We start from the raw sequence: 16,304 nt of genomic DNA, 5'->3' as shown, positions 1-16,304 counted from the left end.
TATGAAACCGATGAAACTGCTCCTGGCCGGCGTTGCCGCCACGGTGCTTTCGCTGGGCTCCGTCCATGCCGCCGACCTCATTATCGGCAGCGCCACAGAGCCGTCCGCCATCGATCCGCTTTTCTCGCGCACCGGTAACAACCAAAATATCGCACAGTCGATGTTCGACCGCCTGGTCAGCACGGATGCCACGATCAATATGGAGCCGGCACTTGCCGTTTCCTGGACAAATGTCGATCCGCTGACCTGGCAGGTGAAGCTGCGTGACGGCGTGAAGTTCCATGATGGCAACCCGCTGACGGCCGACGATGTCATCTTCTCGCTGAACCGTGCCAAGAACGTGCCGAACAGCCCGGCGCCCTTCTCCGGCAACGTCGCGACCATCGCCAGCATGAAGGCGATCGACGATCTGACGATCGAATTCAAGACCAAGGCACCGACGCCCGATTTCATCGAACAGATTGGCTTCGTTTATATCCTTGAGAAAAAGGTTGCCGAAAATGCCACGATCGAGGACTACAACAGCGGCAAGGCCGCTATCGGCACCGGCGCCTACAAGTTCACCTCCTGGACGCCCGGCGATAACCTGGTGATGACCAAGAACGATGCCTACTGGGGCAAGAAGCAGGATTTCGACAAGGTCACGGTCAAGTTCATCTCCAACGACGCTTCGCGCGTCGCGGCATTGCGTTCCGGCGCCGTTGACCTGATCGACGCGGTGCCGCCGGGGGACGTCAAGACCATCCAGGGCGTTTCCGGCCTCAAGGTCTTCTCGATCGCCTCCTCCCGTCTGATCTACCTCGCGCTTGATAGCGTCCGCGACAAGAGTCCGTTCGTTACCGACAAGGATGGCAAGCCGCTGGACAAGAACCCGCTGAAGGACGTCAAGGTCCGCCAGGCGCTGTCCGAACTCGTCAACCGCCAGCTGATCATCGACCGCATCCTTGACGGATCGGCGGAAGCGGCCGGCCAGCTGGTGCCGAACGGCGTCGCCGGCAGCGATCCGTCGATCAAGGTTCCGGCCTTCGACGCGAACGATGCGAAGAAGCTGCTTGCCGATGCCGGTTACAAGGACGGCTTCGGCATCACCATTCACACTTCCAACGATCGGTTCCCCGGAGATGCGGAAGTTGCCCAGGCAGTCGGCCAGATGTTTGCCCGCGGTGGACTGAAGGTCAATGGCGTCGTCGCTCAGCCGTACAACGTTTATACCAAGGGCGCGTCGAATGGCGAGTTCTCGGCCTTCATCTTCTCGCTCGGCAATTCCACGCCGACCTCGGCAACCGGTCTGCGCAACCTGTTGATGACCGCCAACAAGGAGGCCGGCACCGGTTCGTTCAACCGCACCAAATATTCGAACCCGGCCTTCGATCAGGCGATGCTGGCCGCGACTTCCGAATTCGACGCCAAGAAGCGTATCGAAATGCTGCAGAACGCGACAAAGCTGGTCTTCGCCGACGTGCCGGTCATTCCGCTCTACTGGCAGAAAGTCCACTGGGCCGGCAAGGCGAACCTCTCCTATGTCGCCAACATGACGGAAGATACAACGCCGGTTCTTGCCGGGCTTGCGGAGTAGCGGTTGCGGCACACGCAACCAACCCAGCGATATGCCGCTGCGCCGCGTGTTCCGGCGCGGGGCCACTCCCGGGCCGGTCGCAGAATGCGGCGGTCCGGTCCGGGCCTTCGCATTGATTTTGAGGATACCGACATGGATAGCCTGGCGCCTTCGCGCGTTGAAATGATTGCCGACGACGTACTCGCCGAGCGCGATGTGATGGTGACGATGCGCGACGGTATTCGGCTCGCGACAGACGTTTATCGACCCGTCAAGGACGGCAAGGCGATCGAAGACCGGTTGCCGGCGATAATGGAACGCACGCCCTACGGCAAGGCCGAACGCTCACGCTCCGAGATCGAGATCGGTATGACGACGCCGATGAACCGCCATGAAGTGGCAAGCTTCTTCGTCCGTGCCGGATATGTGGTGATCTATCAGGACTGCCGCGGCCGATACAATTCCGAAGGCGAATTCAGCAAATACGTTTCCGAAGCCGCCGACGGTTACGACACCGCCGGCTGGTTGCTGGAACAGCCCTGGTCCAACGGCAAGTTCGGTACGATGGGCCTGTCCTATGCGGCACATACGCAGGCGGCGCTCGCCTGTCTCAATCCGCCTGGCCTTTCCTGCATGATCATGGATTCCGGCGGTTTTTCGAATGCCTTCCAGTGCGGCATCCGTCAAGGCGGCGCCTTTGAGCTGAAACAGGCGACATGGGCGTATAACCAGGCGATCGGCGAGGGTGACGAATTCGCCCGCGCTGCCATGGAGGCCGAGGATCTGCGAGCCTGGTTCTCCGTCATGCCGTGGCGCGAGGGCGTATCGCCGGTACGCTGGATGCCGGAATACGAAAGTTACCTTCTGGAACAATGGCGCAGTGGCACGTTCGACGACAGCTGGCGTCGCGTCGGCCTCTACATGGAAGGATACTACGAAACCTTCCCGCAGGTGCCCTGCGTGCTGATGTCCAGCTGGTACGATGCCTATGTAAAGTCGACGCTCGACAATTATCGAGGTCTTTCGGGTCGCAAACTGCAATTGATCATGGGGCCCTGGCTGCACGGCAACCGCAACACCACGCTCGCCGGCGACACGTCTTTCGGGGCGGCCGCACCGCTCGGCGGCAATGTCGTGGAAAGCTGGATGGCCTTCCGCCGCAACTGGTTTGACCGCTGGCTGAAAGGCAAGGAAAACGGGGTGCAGGACGAACCGACCGTGCGCGCCTTCGTCATGGGTGGCGGTTCGGGCAGGCGCAATGACGAGGGGCTGCTCGATCACGGTGGCCGCTGGATCGAGGCTGCTGACTGGCCGCTGCCGGGCACAGAATACCGCGATTTCCACATCCACGAAAATGGCCTGCTCTCGACCGAAAGACCGAAGGTCGATGCCGCGCCCTTCGTGTACGATTTCGATCCGAAGAACCCTGTTCCCACCATCGGCGGGTCACTGACGAGCGGCCAGCCGATCTTCGAAGGAGGCGGCTTCGACCAGCGCGAGGGTGAAAAGTTCTACGGCTCGAAATACCCTGGCCTGCCGCTCTCGGCCCGCGCCGATGTGCTGTCCTTCGAGACCGAGGCATTGGTCGAAGACGTCGCGGTCGTCGGCCCGGTCACCATCGAACTCTACGTCTCGTCGGATGCACCGGACACTGACTTCACCGCCAAACTGATCGACGTCTATCCGCCAAGCGAAGACTACCCGACCGGCTATGCGCTCAACATCACCGACGGCATCATCCGTTGCCGCTACCGGAATTCCTTCGAAAAGCCGGAACCGATCGTTCCCGGCGAGATCTTCAAGGTGACGATCGAGCCCTTCGCCACCGCCAACCTCTTCGCCAAGGGCCATCGCATCCGCCTGGACATTTCCTCGTCGAATTTCCCGAAATACGACGTCAACCCGAACACCTATGCGCCGGAAGGCCGGGGCCGGACGACCGAGATCGCCCGCAACAGAGTGTTTTGCGATGCCGCGCATCCCTCGGCGATCCGCCTGCCGATCGTCGGCAACGAAGCGATGGTGGCGCTGAAGCCTTTCACCAGATAGAAGGATCGGAGCATGTCGCTCACCGTCGCCGTCACCGGCCAAATCCTCATCCACGGCCCGCTCGATATTTCCGGTGAAGGACAGCGGCAGGTCATGGATTTCTTGGCGGCGGACGTCGCCTTTGCAAATCTCGAGGCGACGGTTACGACGGAGGGTGCGTGGCCGACCAAGACCAAGACGCTGCATCTGGCCTCGCCAGAGGCGCTCGTCTCCGTGCGCAAGCTCGGCTTCCACGCGCTCACCCACGCTAACAATCATGCCTTCGATCTTGGGCCGCCGGGCATTGCGTCCACCAGGGCCGCGGCCGAAAGGGCAGGGCTGAAGCTTACTGGCAGCGGGATGAGTATCGAGGAGGCGGCGAGGCCTGCCGTCCTTGGGAATATGAATAATACCCTGGCGATCTTCTCGGTCGATCTCGGCCCGCAGCCTGATATTACTTATGCCTCTTCCGATCGCGCCGGAACAGCGCCACTGCGGATGAAGCGGACGGTAAGTGTGCCGCCTGACGAGTTCGCAATGCTGCAGCGGTTGACCGGCGCTCTCGGCGACGACAAGCGCTCTATCGCGCGAACCGCCGTCGGCTACGATATAGCAGAGGAGACCACCCTCCAGGTTTTCGGCACGCCGGTCGTTCCCGGCGACGCGATCGGTGTTTCCTTCTTGGCGGACGAAAGGGATTGGGGTCGGCTTATGGCTGGCATTGGCGCTGCGAAAGCAGCGGGCCATTTGGTGGCGATAGCGGTTCACACGCATCACTGGGATGCGAATTGGTCGGAGACACCTGAATGGATGCTCGATCTCTGCCGCGATCTGATAGATGATGGGGCAGACATCATCCTTGGAACCGGTTCGCCGGTCATGCAGCCGATATTTTTCCACCGGGGCAAGGCGATAATCCCTGGTCTTGGCAATTTCGTCTTCCACACGAACCGCGCGTCCACCTACGACGAGAAGGGTGTCGACGTGTGGAGAAGTGCCGCCTTGCGGTTGACGCTTGGCTACGACGGTGTTTGCACAGGCCTCGACATCCTGCCGGTTGCGGTCGGGCGACCATCGGCAGGGATCTCACCTGCACCAGTTCCCCTCACGGAGAATGACGCAGAAGCAGTTCGTGTGCGGGCTCTGTCTCGAACTCACAGCGACACCCAATAAGCGAGCATCGATCGGCCGCGTGGGGTCAGACTGCCGAGCACCTATGAATACGAGATCGATGCCGAGTTTCCATCGCCGGATGCTGAAGCGAGAAACCAGTGCCGGATTTTGCGACCGCTTCGAGGACCGCCACTCTTGGATAATTGGCAACGGCAGAAGCTTAACGGCGCACCACAGTCGGTGACCAACGAAAACGGCCGGGCATCTAACCCGGCCGTTCTTTAGGGTGAGCACCCGATCCGCCATCCTGTCACAGATTTCGAACCGGGCGCTCTTGCGCTTCCATTGCCCCCAGAAGCGCGGTCCTTATTCCCGCTCGCCCGTGAAGTTGAGCAGAAGCTGGAAGATGTTGACGAAGTTCAGGTAGAGCGACAGAGCGCCGAAGACGGCGAGCTTCTGATTCGATTCCTGATCGTAGTTTTCCGAATACTGTTCCTTGATGTTCTGCGTGTCGTAGGCAGTCAGGCCAACGAAGACCACGATACCGATGACCGAGATCGCAAACTGCAGGGCGCTCGAACCCAGGAAGATGTTGACGATACCGGCGATGATGATGCCGAACAGGCCCATCATCAGGAAGGAACCCATCTTCGAGAGGTCACGCTTGGTCGTGTAGCCGTAGAGGCTGATCGCACCGAACATGGCGGCGGTGATGAAGAAGGTCTGTGCGATGCTCGTCTTGGTGAAGACCAGGAAGACGGAAGCAAGCGACAGGCCCATCACGGCGCAGAAAGCCCAGAAGGTCATCTGTGCGATGCTCGACGACATCGACTGGATGCGGAACGAGAAGAAGAAGACGAAGGCGAGCGGCGCCAGCATCACCACCCACTTGAGCGGCGTCTGGAAGATCGGCACGTAGAGCGCCGGCGTCGAGCCGACGATGAAGGCGACGATGCCGGTGATCACGAGGCCGAGCGCCATGTAATTGTAGACGCGCAGCATGTGCTGGCGCAGACCTTCGTCGAAAAGGACCTGTGTCTGGGCGCCGGAGCCGTAACCATAACGGGGATTGATCGGGTTCATACTGATCTCCTCGGTTGAACTAGTAGAGCGACTGGGCAAGCCGTTCGGCTGCCTGATCGAGATTGGTGCCGCTGTTATCGGCGATCAGCGCGTAAGCGACGTCGCCGATCTGCCAGTAGGCGGCTTCTGTTTTTTCAAGAGCGATATGGCTGACCGGTTTCACCTCGAAAGCGCCCGGGCGCACCGCAAAGAGCGACAGGCGTTTGCCGTCGGTCTCCTCGATTGCCATTTCGACACTCGGTCCAAATTCCGACGGGAAGATCTGCACATCGGCAACCTTCCAGTCATTGGGCAATTCCGGCATTACGATTGCGGTCGCAGCACGGATATCCTCGGCGCTATAGACCTGGGTTTTCTGCGACGGAATGGTTTCGCGAAGGGCTGCCGTACGATAGGCGCGCACTGCATCCTCGACATAGGCAGGGGCCGGAACCGAGGCGGCGACTTCCGTTGCCGTAAAGGCACCGAAGGAATTATGGGCCACCCAGCCTGCGGCCAGTAGAACGCCGACTGCGGCGATGCGCTGCATCGAATGCAGGATACGACCGTAGGACAGGCCGCGTTCCAGCCTGCGGGCGGCATCGCGCGTCTCAGGACGACCGAAGGCGCTTGCGCCTGCCAGAGCCAGGCGCAATTCGCCCTTCATGCTGAGATCGGCCATGACCTTTGCGGCGGTCGCCGGATTCTCGGAAAGATAGGATTCTACCTGAATGCGCCGCGCGACATCGAGCTCGCCGTCCACATAGGCGTCGAGATCGGCATCGATGATCGGATCAATCGCTTTCATTGCCGTTCCCTCCAATTAATCTCAGATGCGCGATGCGCGGCGTCTTTTCCTCGAACTCGCGCAACTGGGCGCGGGCGCGGGAAATGCGCGACATCAGCGTTCCGACGGGAATGCCGAGCGCATTGGCGGCTTCCTGGTAGGACAGGTCTTCGATCGCCACGAGATGCAGCGCCTCACGCTGTTCCTCCGGCAGGCTGAAGAAGGCGTTGCGCACCTGCTGCAGGCGCACCGCATGTTCCTGTCCGGCCGGCAGCGCCTGTTCCGCATCGACTGCCGCCTCGTCATGGCGGCGCGTCAGCGAACGGTTTTGGCGAACGCGGTCGATATGCGCATTGTGCAGGATGGAAAGCAGCCAAGTGCGCAGGTTTCCGCTGCTGCGGAAGCTCTTGCGCTTCTCGAAGGCCCGGACCAGCGCGTCGTGCACCAGATCCTCCGCCTCGTCCGAATTGCGCACCAGGGAGCGCGCATAGCGGCGAAGCGCTGCGAGCTGACCGATGACATCGAAGGGGCGTTCTTTCCGTTCCATGATTGAGTATACGAATGCATTTGAGATTTTATTCCGCAGCGATGCAGATTTTTTTCGCATCGATCGGAAACCTTGCCGAAACCGGACCAGGCACTGTAGGGAAGGGGCCGCACGGAGAAGGTAATGAGCAGGACCACCAAACGAGAAGCAGATCTCCTCATCACCGACGAGAAAGAACCGGTAAAACGCAGGCTTCGCGAGCGGGGCGCCGCGGAGCGTCCGGCAGAGCTCGAAAACTTCTTGAACTCGCTGGCCCGCGCGATGCTGGACCCGTCGGCCTCGACGATGGCGAGTTTTGTTGCAGGCAAGGTTTTCCAAAAACTTGAACGCACGGGGACGCTGAATCAGAGGCAGCTCCAGGACACCGGAATCCCTTCGGGCCTTGAGTCTACTCTCAAGAATGCAATCGCGACTGGAAAGGTTTGCGCGGAGATAGCGCACTGCGTTCGGCGGCTAGCTCACTCGCTTGTGTGGATCCGAGGCAGAAGCGGGCCATTTGCCAGCCTGAACTTCGAGACAGCTCATGCCCATAGCGTAATCGTCGGGCCCGGCGGACTTGAAGACCGGACGGATATTCGCATTGGCCTCACCTACATGGAGCCTTACAGCCGTTTCCCCGATCATGTTCAGCGATTTTCTCGGGCGTTCCTGTTGCTCTCTCCGTGCGAACTGTCGATTGCCGGAGAGAGTTGGTTTTCGAGCGGAACAGGCGGCGTCTTCGCTGCCGAAGCGGGACAGTCCTTTGCCATGCGTTGCACCGCGACTTCACTACTTACGGTCTGGTGTCACGTCGAAGAGATCGGGAAATCGAGAAGATAGTCCTCGCAAGCCCCGCAATTCGCGGAGGCGAGCGGCTTGATGCTCGCCGGTGTGAGGATCGCTTGCTCGCGCCTGTCGGCCAGTTGGCGATGCTATAACTGGTCCGGCTCGGCGGTGCTAAAGTGTTTCTCCGATTGCATCGATTAGGCACGCATTAGCCACCGGTCTACTAACACAAATGCGAGTTGGCGCAGTCAATGCCTCTGCGCATGATCCGGGTCGTCTTAACGGGCGGCGCATCCGGCTATAAGAACCCCCTTCCTAAGCTGCCGTAGTGCTTCCGCCTTCGACGAAACCACGTTTCGCCTGCAAGGAGCTTACGCTGTGGCATCGCATTTCTCGGTTAGAATCGTGGCACGAGGTTCGGGCCGGAGCGCAGTGCAACTTGCCGCCTACAGCCATTGTGCGCGGATGAAAATTGAGCGAGAAGCGCAGACTGTCGACTATTCCCGCAAGAGGGGTCTTCTCCATGAGGAACTGGCTATCCCCTCTGATGCGCCTGAATGGCTGCGGTCGATGACCGCCGCACGGTCGGTCTCGGGTGCGTCCGAAGCCCTCTGGAACAAGGTTGAAACTACTTCAAAGCGTTTAAATGCTCAGCTCGCCAAGGAGATCATATTGGGTTTGCCAATCGAGCTGTCATCGAAGCAGAACATCGCGTTGATGCGCGACTTTGTGGAGGTTTACGTCACATCCAAGGGCATGGTGGCCGATTGGGTGTATCATAACGCGCCCGGCAATCCACATGTGCATCTGATGATCACAGTTCGCCCGCTGACTGAAACTGGCTTTGGTCCAAGTATCGTTCCGCTGCTGGGAGATCAAGGCCGCCCGATCCGCACTGGTGCGGGCAAAATCGTCTACAAGCGCTGGTTAGGTAGTATCGAGGAGTTTAATACGCTCCGCGACGGTTGGTTTGCCGAACTAAATCGCCACTTAGCTCTTGCCGGTCACGATATAAGGGTTGATGGCCGCTCCTACGAAAAGCAGGGGATCGAGTTGGTGCCAACCGTCCATCTCGGCGTTCGCACTAAAGCGATTGAGCGAAAAGCCGCCAGATCAGGTCAGCCCGTCTCGCTTGATCGGCTCGAGTTGCAAGAAGAACGGCGCACTGAGAACGCGACGCGTATCTCGCGCAATCCCAACCTGGTGCTCGACCTGATCACGCGGGAAAAAAGCGTCTTCGACGAACGCGATGTGGCTAGAGTCTTGCATCGGTATATCGACGGGGAAGAGCGATTCCGGATCCTGATGGCACGGATCCTGAAGAGTCCACGCGCTGTCAGGCTCGAAGGCGAGCGCATCGATCTTGCGACCGGTCAACGCTCGCCAGCACGATATACCACGCGCGAAATGATCCTCTTGGAATCCGAAATGGCAAAACGAGCAAACTGGCTATCACAGCGTTCGTCGCATGGCATCAAGGGCAACGTCCTGCAGGCAATGTTTTTGCGGCACGCGCTGCTGTCCGATGAGCAGAAGGCAGCCCTCGAACATGTTACTGGCGACGGGCGGATGGTCGCAGTCGTCGGACGTGCCGGTGCCGGCAAGACCACGATGATGAACGCTGCCCGCGAGGCCTGGGAGTCGGCGGGTTACCGTGTCATTGGCGGTGCACTTGCCGGCAAGGCAGCGGAGGGCCTGGAGAAGGAGGCCGGCATCGCCTCGCGCACACTCTCATCCTGGGAACTGCGTTGGAGCCAAGGCCGCGATCATATCGATGGTAAGACTGTCTTTGTGCTCGACGAGGCCGGCATGGTGTCGTCAAGGCAGATGGCGTATTTTGTTGAGGCAGTAACCAGAACCGGTGCCAAGCTCGTCCTCGTCGGCGATCCGGAACAACTGCAGCCGATCGAGGCCGGTGCCGCCTTTCGGGCGATTGCCGATCGCATCGGCTATGCCGAACTCGATACGATCTACCGCCAGGAAGCCGAGTGGATGCGCGAGGCGTCGCTTGAACTTGCCCGCGGCAATATCGATAGGGCAATTGATGCCTATCGCGCCAACGATAGGATAATGGGTTCGGAGTTGAAGGCGCAAGCCGTCGCCGCTCTGATATCGGATTGGTCGCGAGACTACGATCCGAACAAGACATCACTCATCCTGGCGCATCTGCGCCGCGACGTGCGCGCCCTGAACGAGAAGGCACGCGCCATGTTAATCGAGCGCAACATCGTCGCCGATGGCTTCACCTTCGAGACGGCAGACGGCAAACGAAATTTCGCCCGCGGAGACCAAATCGTCTTTCTGAAGAACGATAGTGCGCTCGGCGTCAAGAATGGCCTGCTCGGCAGGGTGATCGATGCTTCGTCTAATCGTATCGTAGCCGAGGTTGGTACGGGCGCCGATCTCCGGCAGGTCGTCGTGGAGCAGCGTTTCTATCACCATGTCGATCACGGTTATGCAACGACGATTCACAAGAGCCAAGGCGCCACCGTCGATCAGGTCAAGCTGCTCGCCTCGCTCTCCTTGGAGCGGCACCTGACATATGTGGCGATGACGCGGCATCGCGAAGATCTTGCCATCTATTACGGCCGCCGGTCGTTCGAAAAGGCAGGAGGGCTCGCGGCCACGCTGTCACGAAGGAACGCCAAGGAGACGACTCTCGACTACGGAGGCGAACGCTTTTATCGGGAGGCTCTGCTTTATGCCGAACGCCGCGGTATGCACATCGTTCGGGTTGCACGATCGATCCTTCAAGATCGGCTCGATTGGGTAGTCATGCAAAAAGGGATGCTTTTCCGTCTCGCTACCCGTCTGGCCGCCGTCGGCAAAAGGCTCGGTTTCGCGAGGATCGGCTCGACGGCGGACCTTGTGAGTGGAGGCAAGACAGCGAAGCCGATGGTATCCGGTATCACGACCTTCCCTCAGTCGATGGCACAGGCCATAGAGGTCCGGCTCGGCGCGGATCCAAGCCTAAAGAAAGGGTGGGAGGATCTCTCGCTTCGGTTTCGTCTTGTCTATGCTCACCCAGAGGCCGCATTCAAAGCGGTCAACGTCGACGCGATGATCAACGATGCAAAGGTGGCTGAGGATACAATTTCGAAGATCGCGAACACGCCGGAATTATATGGCGCTCTCAAAGGAAAGACAGGCTTCTTGGCCGGAAAGAGCGACACGCGCGAGCGGGAAATTGCGTCCGTAAATGTTCCAGCCCTGGCTCGCTCTCTGGAGCGTTTCTTGAAGATGCGAGTTCAGATCGCCCGCAGGGCTGAAATAGAAGAAGTGACTCGACGCGAGAAATTATCGGTAGAAATCCCAGATCTGTCACAGGGCGCCAAAGCTGTTCTCGAGCGTGTTCGCGAAGCGATCAATCGAAACGATCGCTCGGCTGGCCTGGAACTTGTGCTCGCCGACGCAAAGGTAAAGGCCGAGCTCGAAGGATTTGCGCGCGCCGTTTCTCAACGGTTCGGGGAGCGCGCTTTTCTAGGAATAACGGCAAAGGACGCTACGGGAGAAGCGTTCAGTGTTCTTACCGCCGGCATGACCTCCGCGCAAAGGCTTGAGATCGAGGCCGCCTGGACCTCGATGCGGACTGTCCAGCAAATTTCTGCGTTTGAGCGTTCTGTCATAGCACTTAAGCAAGCGGAGATAATGCAAACAACGAAGACTCAGGGACTAGCCCTGAAATAGCATATATGATCAAAATTTATCGTCCCGGCCGCGCCAATGACCGCGCAATATCGATGATGTCGTCACGGCCGGCAGTCGGGTCTTCCCGGTTCCAGGCGACACCGAGCCCTATCTTGAAATCGATCCCCCTCACCTTCTTCAGCTCAAAGCCGCGGTTCGGCAGATCCTGCGTCCATTCCGGCACGAAGCCGATGCCAAGACCGGCCGAGACCAGCGACACCAGCGAGAAGGTGTCGTCACAGGTGTAAGCGACATTGTCGGTCAGATCGTGCTCCTCGAACTTTTCGGCAAAATAGCGCTCGCTGTAGGAGAGGTTCTGACGGGAAAACGAGATGATCTTTTCGGAGCGCAGATCCTCAAGATCGATCTCGCTCTTCAATGACAGCGGGCTCTCTTTGGCCACGGCCAGCAGGTAGCGCTCATGGGCGATCGAGAAGAAACGCAACGAGCCGATATTCTCCACCGGCCGGATGAAGCCGAGGTTGATGCGGCCTGCCTCGATATGGCGGATGATGTCATCGGTGGTGCCGCTTTCGATATGCATGCGGATATCGGGATATTTGCGGCCGATGCGCGACAGGAAGGATGGCAGCACGCCGATGGTAGCGGGATAGACGGTACCAATGGCAATCCTCCTCGCCGTCTTGCCGGCAACTGACCGGGCAATCTCCCTCGACAGGTCGATCTCACTCAGGATCCGCACTGACCGCTCGTAGAACGCCGCCCCTGCCCGCGTCAGCTCCACCCGCCGGGTCGAGCGGATGAAGAGCTGTACGCCGAGTTCCTTCTCCAATGCCATGACCTGGTTCGACAGAGCCGGCTGGGCGATATGCACCTTGGCTGCGGCTCTGCCGAAATGCAGCTCCTCGGCCACCGCAACGAAGTAGGATAGCTGGCGTAGTTCCATAGATTGCCCCTGACGCGTGCATTGATTGCAACCGCGCCTCGCAAAAGATAAGTTGGAGGCTCATAGCACGGAAGACTTTTGTTTTCAATACTCAACTTTCGGAAAAAGAAAGTTTTTATGATCAAGCCTCCTCAGTGTCGCGCTGCAAGAGCGCTACTTAACTGGACCCAGAATGATCTTGCCGAGCGCACAGCCATCAGCTCGGTCTCTATTCGAGCCTTCGAAAAAGGCGGCGAGATGCGGGAAAGCAATCTCCGGCTTATCAAGTTAACGTTCGAGTCTGCGGGAATCATTTTTCAAGGGGAGGGAGAGATGGTTCCAGGTGGCATGGGTGTAAGGTTGAAGACGAATTCGGAAGCAAAATGAGACGCTTTCCTAGATTGCACCGCTGAGCAATTGTCGACATATCACGGTCTGCTGTTGTTTGTGACAGTTACATGACAGAGTATGCCCCGCTAATGTGTGGGGAACATAGAAAATGAAAGAGAAGAAGCGGGTCTACGAGGCTCTCGTGGACGGCGCCATGGAAGGACTTGTGGGTGATGCGCTTTATGATTTCGTCCGCAAGCGTTGTCCGAAGGCGTCCAGCAAGAAGATCGTTCGCGCTTCGCTGCTGGCGTTGACCGATCCCCACCTGAGAGACCGCAATATTCTCGATGTCATCTATGCGCTAGCGATCAAGCATCGACTTGACGGAGCCATGGTCGAGGACGAACAGAACGAGGAGGCCGAAGATGAGAAGCCTTCCGAGGCCGCCAGCCAGGGCTAGCCGCCATTTTGCGGATATATAGCGACAGGATGCCCCGCGCTTTCAAGAGGAGGCCGCACCGTCAGCCTGCGCTGTCCGAAAGTTCTTCGAGGATCGGGCAGTCGGGACGATCATTGCCGTGGCAGGCATGAACGAGATGTTCGAGCGTATGCCGCAACTCCGTCAGTTCGCGGATCTTGCGATCGATTTCCGAGAGCTTCGCCTCGGCGATTCCCTTGACGTCGGCGCTCGCCCGGCTCTTGTCTTCGTAGAGCGCCAGAAGCTGGCGACACTCCTCCACCGAAAAGCCAAGGCCGCGCGAGCGCTGCAGGAAGCGTAGCTTGTGCACATCGGAGGCCGCGTAATCGCGGTAGCCGTTTCCGCCCCGATCGGGGCGGATGAGGCCGATATCCTCGTAATAACGGATAGTCTTTGAAGGCAGGCCGGACCGTTCTGAAGCTTCGCCGATATTCATCACCTGGTTCCTTTAGAGTTTTTCCACCCTGAGCCTCAGCGCATTGCCGATGACCGAAACCGAGGAGAGGCTCATGGCGGCAGCGGCAATCATCGGCGAGAGTAAGAGGCCGAAGATCGGATAGAGCACACCGGCTGCCACGGGAACGCCGAGGGCATTGTAGCCGAAAGCAAAGCCGAGGTTCTCGCGGATGTTGCGCATCGTCGCCTCAGCCAGCCGCCTTGCGCGCACGATTCCGTTAAGATCACCCTTCACCAATGTAATGCCGGCGCTTTCCATCGCAACATCGGCACCCGTGCCCATGGCGATGCCGACATCGGCTGCCGCGAGTGCCGGCGCATCATTGACCCCGTCACCCGCCATGGCAATGACGGCGCCCTTTGCGCGAAGTTCATCGACAAGCGATTTCTTCTCTTCGGGCAGGACGTCGGCACGGACTTCATCGATGCCGAGACTTTTTGCCACCGCGCGCGCCGTGCGTTCGTTATCGCCGGTCGCCATGATGATCTTCAGTCCGCTGTCATGCAGCGCCTTGATGGCCGCTGCCGTCGTCGGCTTGATGCGGTCGGCAACGGCGAGGAGACCGGCGAGCCCGCCATCGAGCACGACGAACATGACGGTCTTGCCTTCCCCGCGCAGCGCCTCGGTCTTTTCGGATAGCGGCGAGGGATCGATGCCGAGTTCGGCGAGCATCGCGGCATTGCCGAGCGCGACGGACATACCACCGACCCTGCCCAACACGCCCTTACCGGTCTTTGCCTCGAAGCCAGTGACATCGTTGAAAGTGAGGCCGTGTTCTTCCGCACCCGAGACGATTGCCTCTGCCAGAGGGTGTTCGGAGCCACGCTCGAGGCTTGCGGCAAGCGCCAGCAGATCCGCCTCGTCAACACCCGATGATACAGCCACATCCGTCAGCTTGGGTTTGCCTTCAGTCAGCGTGCCGGTCTTGTCGACAATCAACGTGTCGACCTTGGAAAAACGCTCCAGCGCTTCGGCATCCTTGATCAGGACACCTTCCTGTGCGCCACGCCCCGTGGCGATCATGATCGACATCGGTGTCGCGAGGCCGAGCGCGCAGGGGCAGGCGATGATCAGCACGGCGACAGCGGCAAGCAGTGCATTGGCAAGCCGCGGCTCCGGCCCGACGAAGGACCAGATGAGGAAGGCGGCAATGGCGGCTGCGACAACGGCCGGTACGAAGACCGCCGAGACGCGATCGACGGCACCCTGGATCGGCGCGCGCGAACGCTGCGCCTTTGCTACCATGTCGACGATACGTGAGAGCGTTGTCTCGGCGCCGACCTTTTCGGCGGTCATGACCAGCGCACCATTCTTGTTCATCGTGCCGCCGGTCAGTGCGTCGCCCTTGACCTTCTCGACCGGCAAAGGTTCACCCGTGATCATCGATTCGTCTATCGTGGATTGCCCCTCGATGACTGAGCCGTCAACGGGCACACGTTCGCCGGGGCGCACGCGCAAGCGGTCGCCGGCCTCAACGTCATCGATAGGTACGTCGTTCTCGCTGCCGTCGGCATTAATGCGGCGTGCGGTTTTCGGCGCAAGATCGAGTAGTGCGCGGATCGCTGAGCCAGTGCGCTCGCGCGCCTTCAATTCCAGCACTTGCCCCACGAAGACGAGCGCCACGATAACGGCCGCCGCCTCGAAATAAACAGGGACGGAGCCGCCATGGCCGCGGAAACTGTGCGGGAAGAGAGCGGGCGCCAGGGTCGCCACGACACTATAGAGATACGCCGTGCCGACGCCGAGACCGATCAGCGTCCACATGTTTGGGCTGCGGTTGACGAGCGATGCCCAAGCCCGGCGGAAGAAGGGAAGGGCTGCCCAGAGGACCACCGGCGTTGCGAGCAGCAATTCGACATAACTCGCCACGGGTTCGCCAAGCGCCTCGCGCGGGAAGGCAAGTCCGATCATCGGTCCCATGGTGAGGACGAGGAGCGGGACGGCCAGGATGGCGCTGATCCACAGGCGGCGCGTGAAATCGACGAGCTCCGGGTTCGGACCTTCATCCTCGGGTGGGATGCCCATCGGCTCCAGCGCCATGCCGCATTTCGGGCAGTCGCCGGGGTGGTCGCTGATGACCTCGGGATGCATGGGGCAGGTATAGAGCGTGCCTTTCGGCATGGCTGCTGCTGCATGCTTCTTTCCATGAAGATAGGTCTCGGGGTTGGCTTCAAACTTCGCCTTGCAACCAGCTGAGCAGAAGTAGAACTTCTCGCCGTCGTGTTTCAGGAAATGTTTGGCGCTGGCGCGCTCGACATTCATGCCGCAGACCGGGTCCTTGGCAGTCAGGTAATCCTGCGGTGCCGCCTCGAATTTCTTCCGGCAGCCATCGCTGCAGAAATGATAGCTGCGACCTTCATAGTCGATAGCAGGCTTGCCGGCATCGGGATCGACCACCATGCCGCAGACGGGATCGCGCGCGACCATATCTGGGTGTTTTTCATCGTGGCTGCATCCGCATTGTCCGCCGTCTGCGCGGTGGTGGTGGCCGTGGCCGTGATGATGGTCGTGCTTGTTATCCATAATACTGTGCCTTTCATGCCTTTCTGGCATCCGGACAGCTTTATGAACCTTCCAGCAACTGGAAGGTCAACAAGATTTTTACTGGC

12 protein-coding genes are annotated in these 16,304 nt (G+C 59.6%); 6 read left to right on the top strand and 6 right to left on the bottom strand.

Annotated features, from left to right (window positions below; genetic code table 11):
* Nucleotide 1: 1 nt before the first annotated feature.
* The 3 genes from EV281_RS22375 (at nucleotide 2) to EV281_RS22365 (ending at nucleotide 4,756) form a co-directional block, all read left to right on the top strand.
* The gene (locus EV281_RS22375; protein WP_132656387.1) at nucleotides 2-1,576 is read left to right on the top strand and encodes an ABC transporter substrate-binding protein; all 1,575 of its coding nucleotides are present in this window, start codon (nucleotides 2-4) and stop codon (nucleotides 1,574-1,576) included.
* Nucleotides 1,577-1,708: 132 nt separating this feature from the next.
* The gene (locus EV281_RS22370) at nucleotides 1,709-3,604 is read left to right on the top strand and encodes a CocE/NonD family hydrolase (RefSeq protein WP_245508340.1); all 1,896 of its coding nucleotides are present in this window, start codon (nucleotides 1,709-1,711) and stop codon (nucleotides 3,602-3,604) included.
* Between the two features lie 12 nt (nucleotides 3,605-3,616).
* Nucleotides 3,617-4,756 (top strand): CapA family protein, encoded by a 1,140-nt coding sequence (locus tag EV281_RS22365; RefSeq protein ID WP_132656385.1) that lies wholly within the window; start codon nucleotides 3,617-3,619, stop codon nucleotides 4,754-4,756.
* A 306-nt stretch (nucleotides 4,757-5,062) separates the two neighbouring features.
* Here EV281_RS22365 and EV281_RS22360 read toward each other — a convergent pair whose 3' ends face one another.
* Genes EV281_RS22360 through EV281_RS22350 form a run of 3 tightly spaced genes read right to left on the bottom strand, consistent with a single transcriptional unit; the run spans nucleotide 5,063 to nucleotide 7,092 of the window.
* A complete protein-coding gene (locus tag EV281_RS22360) occupies nucleotides 5,063-5,779 on the bottom strand; it encodes a Bax inhibitor-1/YccA family protein (RefSeq protein ID WP_132656383.1) in 717 nt (238 codons plus the stop codon).
* 19 nt (nucleotides 5,780-5,798) lie between these two features.
* A complete protein-coding gene (locus EV281_RS22355) occupies nucleotides 5,799-6,566 on the bottom strand; it encodes an anti-sigma factor (RefSeq protein WP_132656381.1) in 768 nt (255 codons plus the stop codon).
* Nucleotides 6,553-7,092 carry a sigma-70 family RNA polymerase sigma factor gene (locus tag EV281_RS22350; RefSeq protein ID WP_132656379.1) on the bottom strand — a complete coding sequence of 180 codons (540 nt, stop codon included), beginning with the start codon at nucleotides 7,090-7,092 and terminating at the stop codon, nucleotides 6,553-6,555. The genes EV281_RS22355 and EV281_RS22350 overlap by 14 nt, the downstream gene beginning before the upstream one ends.
* Nucleotides 7,093-7,215: 123 nt before the next feature.
* Here EV281_RS22350 and EV281_RS22345 point away from each other — a divergent pair, with 123 nt between their 5' ends.
* Together EV281_RS22345 and traA are read left to right on the top strand one after the other, a co-directional pair.
* Nucleotides 7,216-7,911 (top strand): dimethylsulfonioproprionate lyase family protein, encoded by a 696-nt coding sequence (locus EV281_RS22345; RefSeq protein WP_132656377.1) that lies wholly within the window; start codon nucleotides 7,216-7,218, stop codon nucleotides 7,909-7,911.
* 324 nt (nucleotides 7,912-8,235) lie between these two features.
* Nucleotides 8,236-11,544 (top strand): Ti-type conjugative transfer relaxase TraA, encoded by a 3,309-nt coding sequence (gene traA, locus EV281_RS22340; protein ID WP_132656375.1) that lies wholly within the window; start codon nucleotides 8,236-8,238, stop codon nucleotides 11,542-11,544.
* Between the two features lie 16 nt (nucleotides 11,545-11,560).
* Here traA and EV281_RS22335 read toward each other — a convergent pair whose 3' ends face one another.
* Nucleotides 11,561-12,451 carry a LysR family transcriptional regulator gene (locus EV281_RS22335; protein WP_132656373.1) on the bottom strand — a complete coding sequence of 297 codons (891 nt, stop codon included), beginning with the start codon at nucleotides 12,449-12,451 and terminating at the stop codon, nucleotides 11,561-11,563.
* 478 nt (nucleotides 12,452-12,929) lie between these two features.
* Between EV281_RS22335 and EV281_RS22325 the strand changes: the two genes are divergently transcribed.
* The gene (locus tag EV281_RS22325; RefSeq protein ID WP_132656369.1) at nucleotides 12,930-13,220 is read left to right on the top strand and encodes a hypothetical protein; all 291 of its coding nucleotides are present in this window, start codon (nucleotides 12,930-12,932) and stop codon (nucleotides 13,218-13,220) included.
* Between the two features lie 61 nt (nucleotides 13,221-13,281).
* Here EV281_RS22325 and cueR read toward each other — a convergent pair whose 3' ends face one another.
* Nucleotides 13,282-13,674 carry a Cu(I)-responsive transcriptional regulator gene (cueR, locus tag EV281_RS22320; RefSeq protein WP_132656367.1) on the bottom strand — a complete coding sequence of 131 codons (393 nt, stop codon included), beginning with the start codon at nucleotides 13,672-13,674 and terminating at the stop codon, nucleotides 13,282-13,284.
* Nucleotides 13,675-13,686: 12 nt separating this feature from the next.
* On the bottom strand, nucleotides 13,687-16,218 hold the full coding sequence (locus EV281_RS22315; RefSeq protein ID WP_132656365.1) for a heavy metal translocating P-type ATPase: 2,532 nt from the start codon (nucleotides 16,216-16,218) through the stop codon (nucleotides 13,687-13,689).
* Nucleotides 16,219-16,304: the final 86 nt, after the last annotated feature.

Source organism: Rhizobium sp. BK418, assembly GCF_004341105.1.
Classification (GTDB): Bacteria; Pseudomonadota; Alphaproteobacteria; order Rhizobiales; family Rhizobiaceae; genus Rhizobium.
Note: the sequence above shows the minus strand (reverse complement) of the source record. Positions and strands in the feature narration are given on the sequence as shown.

Coding starts and splice junctions, on each gene's coding strand:
- EV281_RS22375 (WP_132656387.1), top strand. CDS start 2: ATGAAACCGATGAAACTGCTCCTGGCCGGCGTTGCCGCCACGGTGCTT.
- EV281_RS22370 (WP_245508340.1), top strand. CDS start 1,709: ATGGATAGCCTGGCGCCTTCGCGCGTTGAAATGATTGCCGACGACGTA.
- EV281_RS22365 (WP_132656385.1), top strand. CDS start 3,617: ATGTCGCTCACCGTCGCCGTCACCGGCCAAATCCTCATCCACGGCCCG.
- EV281_RS22360 (WP_132656383.1), bottom strand. CDS start 5,779: ATGAACCCGATCAATCCCCGTTATGGTTACGGCTCCGGCGCCCAGACA.
- EV281_RS22355 (WP_132656381.1), bottom strand. CDS start 6,566: ATGAAAGCGATTGATCCGATCATCGATGCCGATCTCGACGCCTATGTG.
- EV281_RS22350 (WP_132656379.1), bottom strand. CDS start 7,092: ATGGAACGGAAAGAACGCCCCTTCGATGTCATCGGTCAGCTCGCAGCG.
- EV281_RS22345 (WP_132656377.1), top strand. CDS start 7,216: ATGAGCAGGACCACCAAACGAGAAGCAGATCTCCTCATCACCGACGAG.
- EV281_RS22335 (WP_132656373.1), bottom strand. CDS start 12,451: ATGGAACTACGCCAGCTATCCTACTTCGTTGCGGTGGCCGAGGAGCTG.
- EV281_RS22325 (WP_132656369.1), top strand. CDS start 12,930: ATGAAAGAGAAGAAGCGGGTCTACGAGGCTCTCGTGGACGGCGCCATG.
- cueR (WP_132656367.1), bottom strand. CDS start 13,674: ATGAATATCGGCGAAGCTTCAGAACGGTCCGGCCTGCCTTCAAAGACT.
- EV281_RS22315 (WP_132656365.1), bottom strand. CDS start 16,218: ATGGATAACAAGCACGACCATCATCACGGCCACGGCCACCACCACCGC.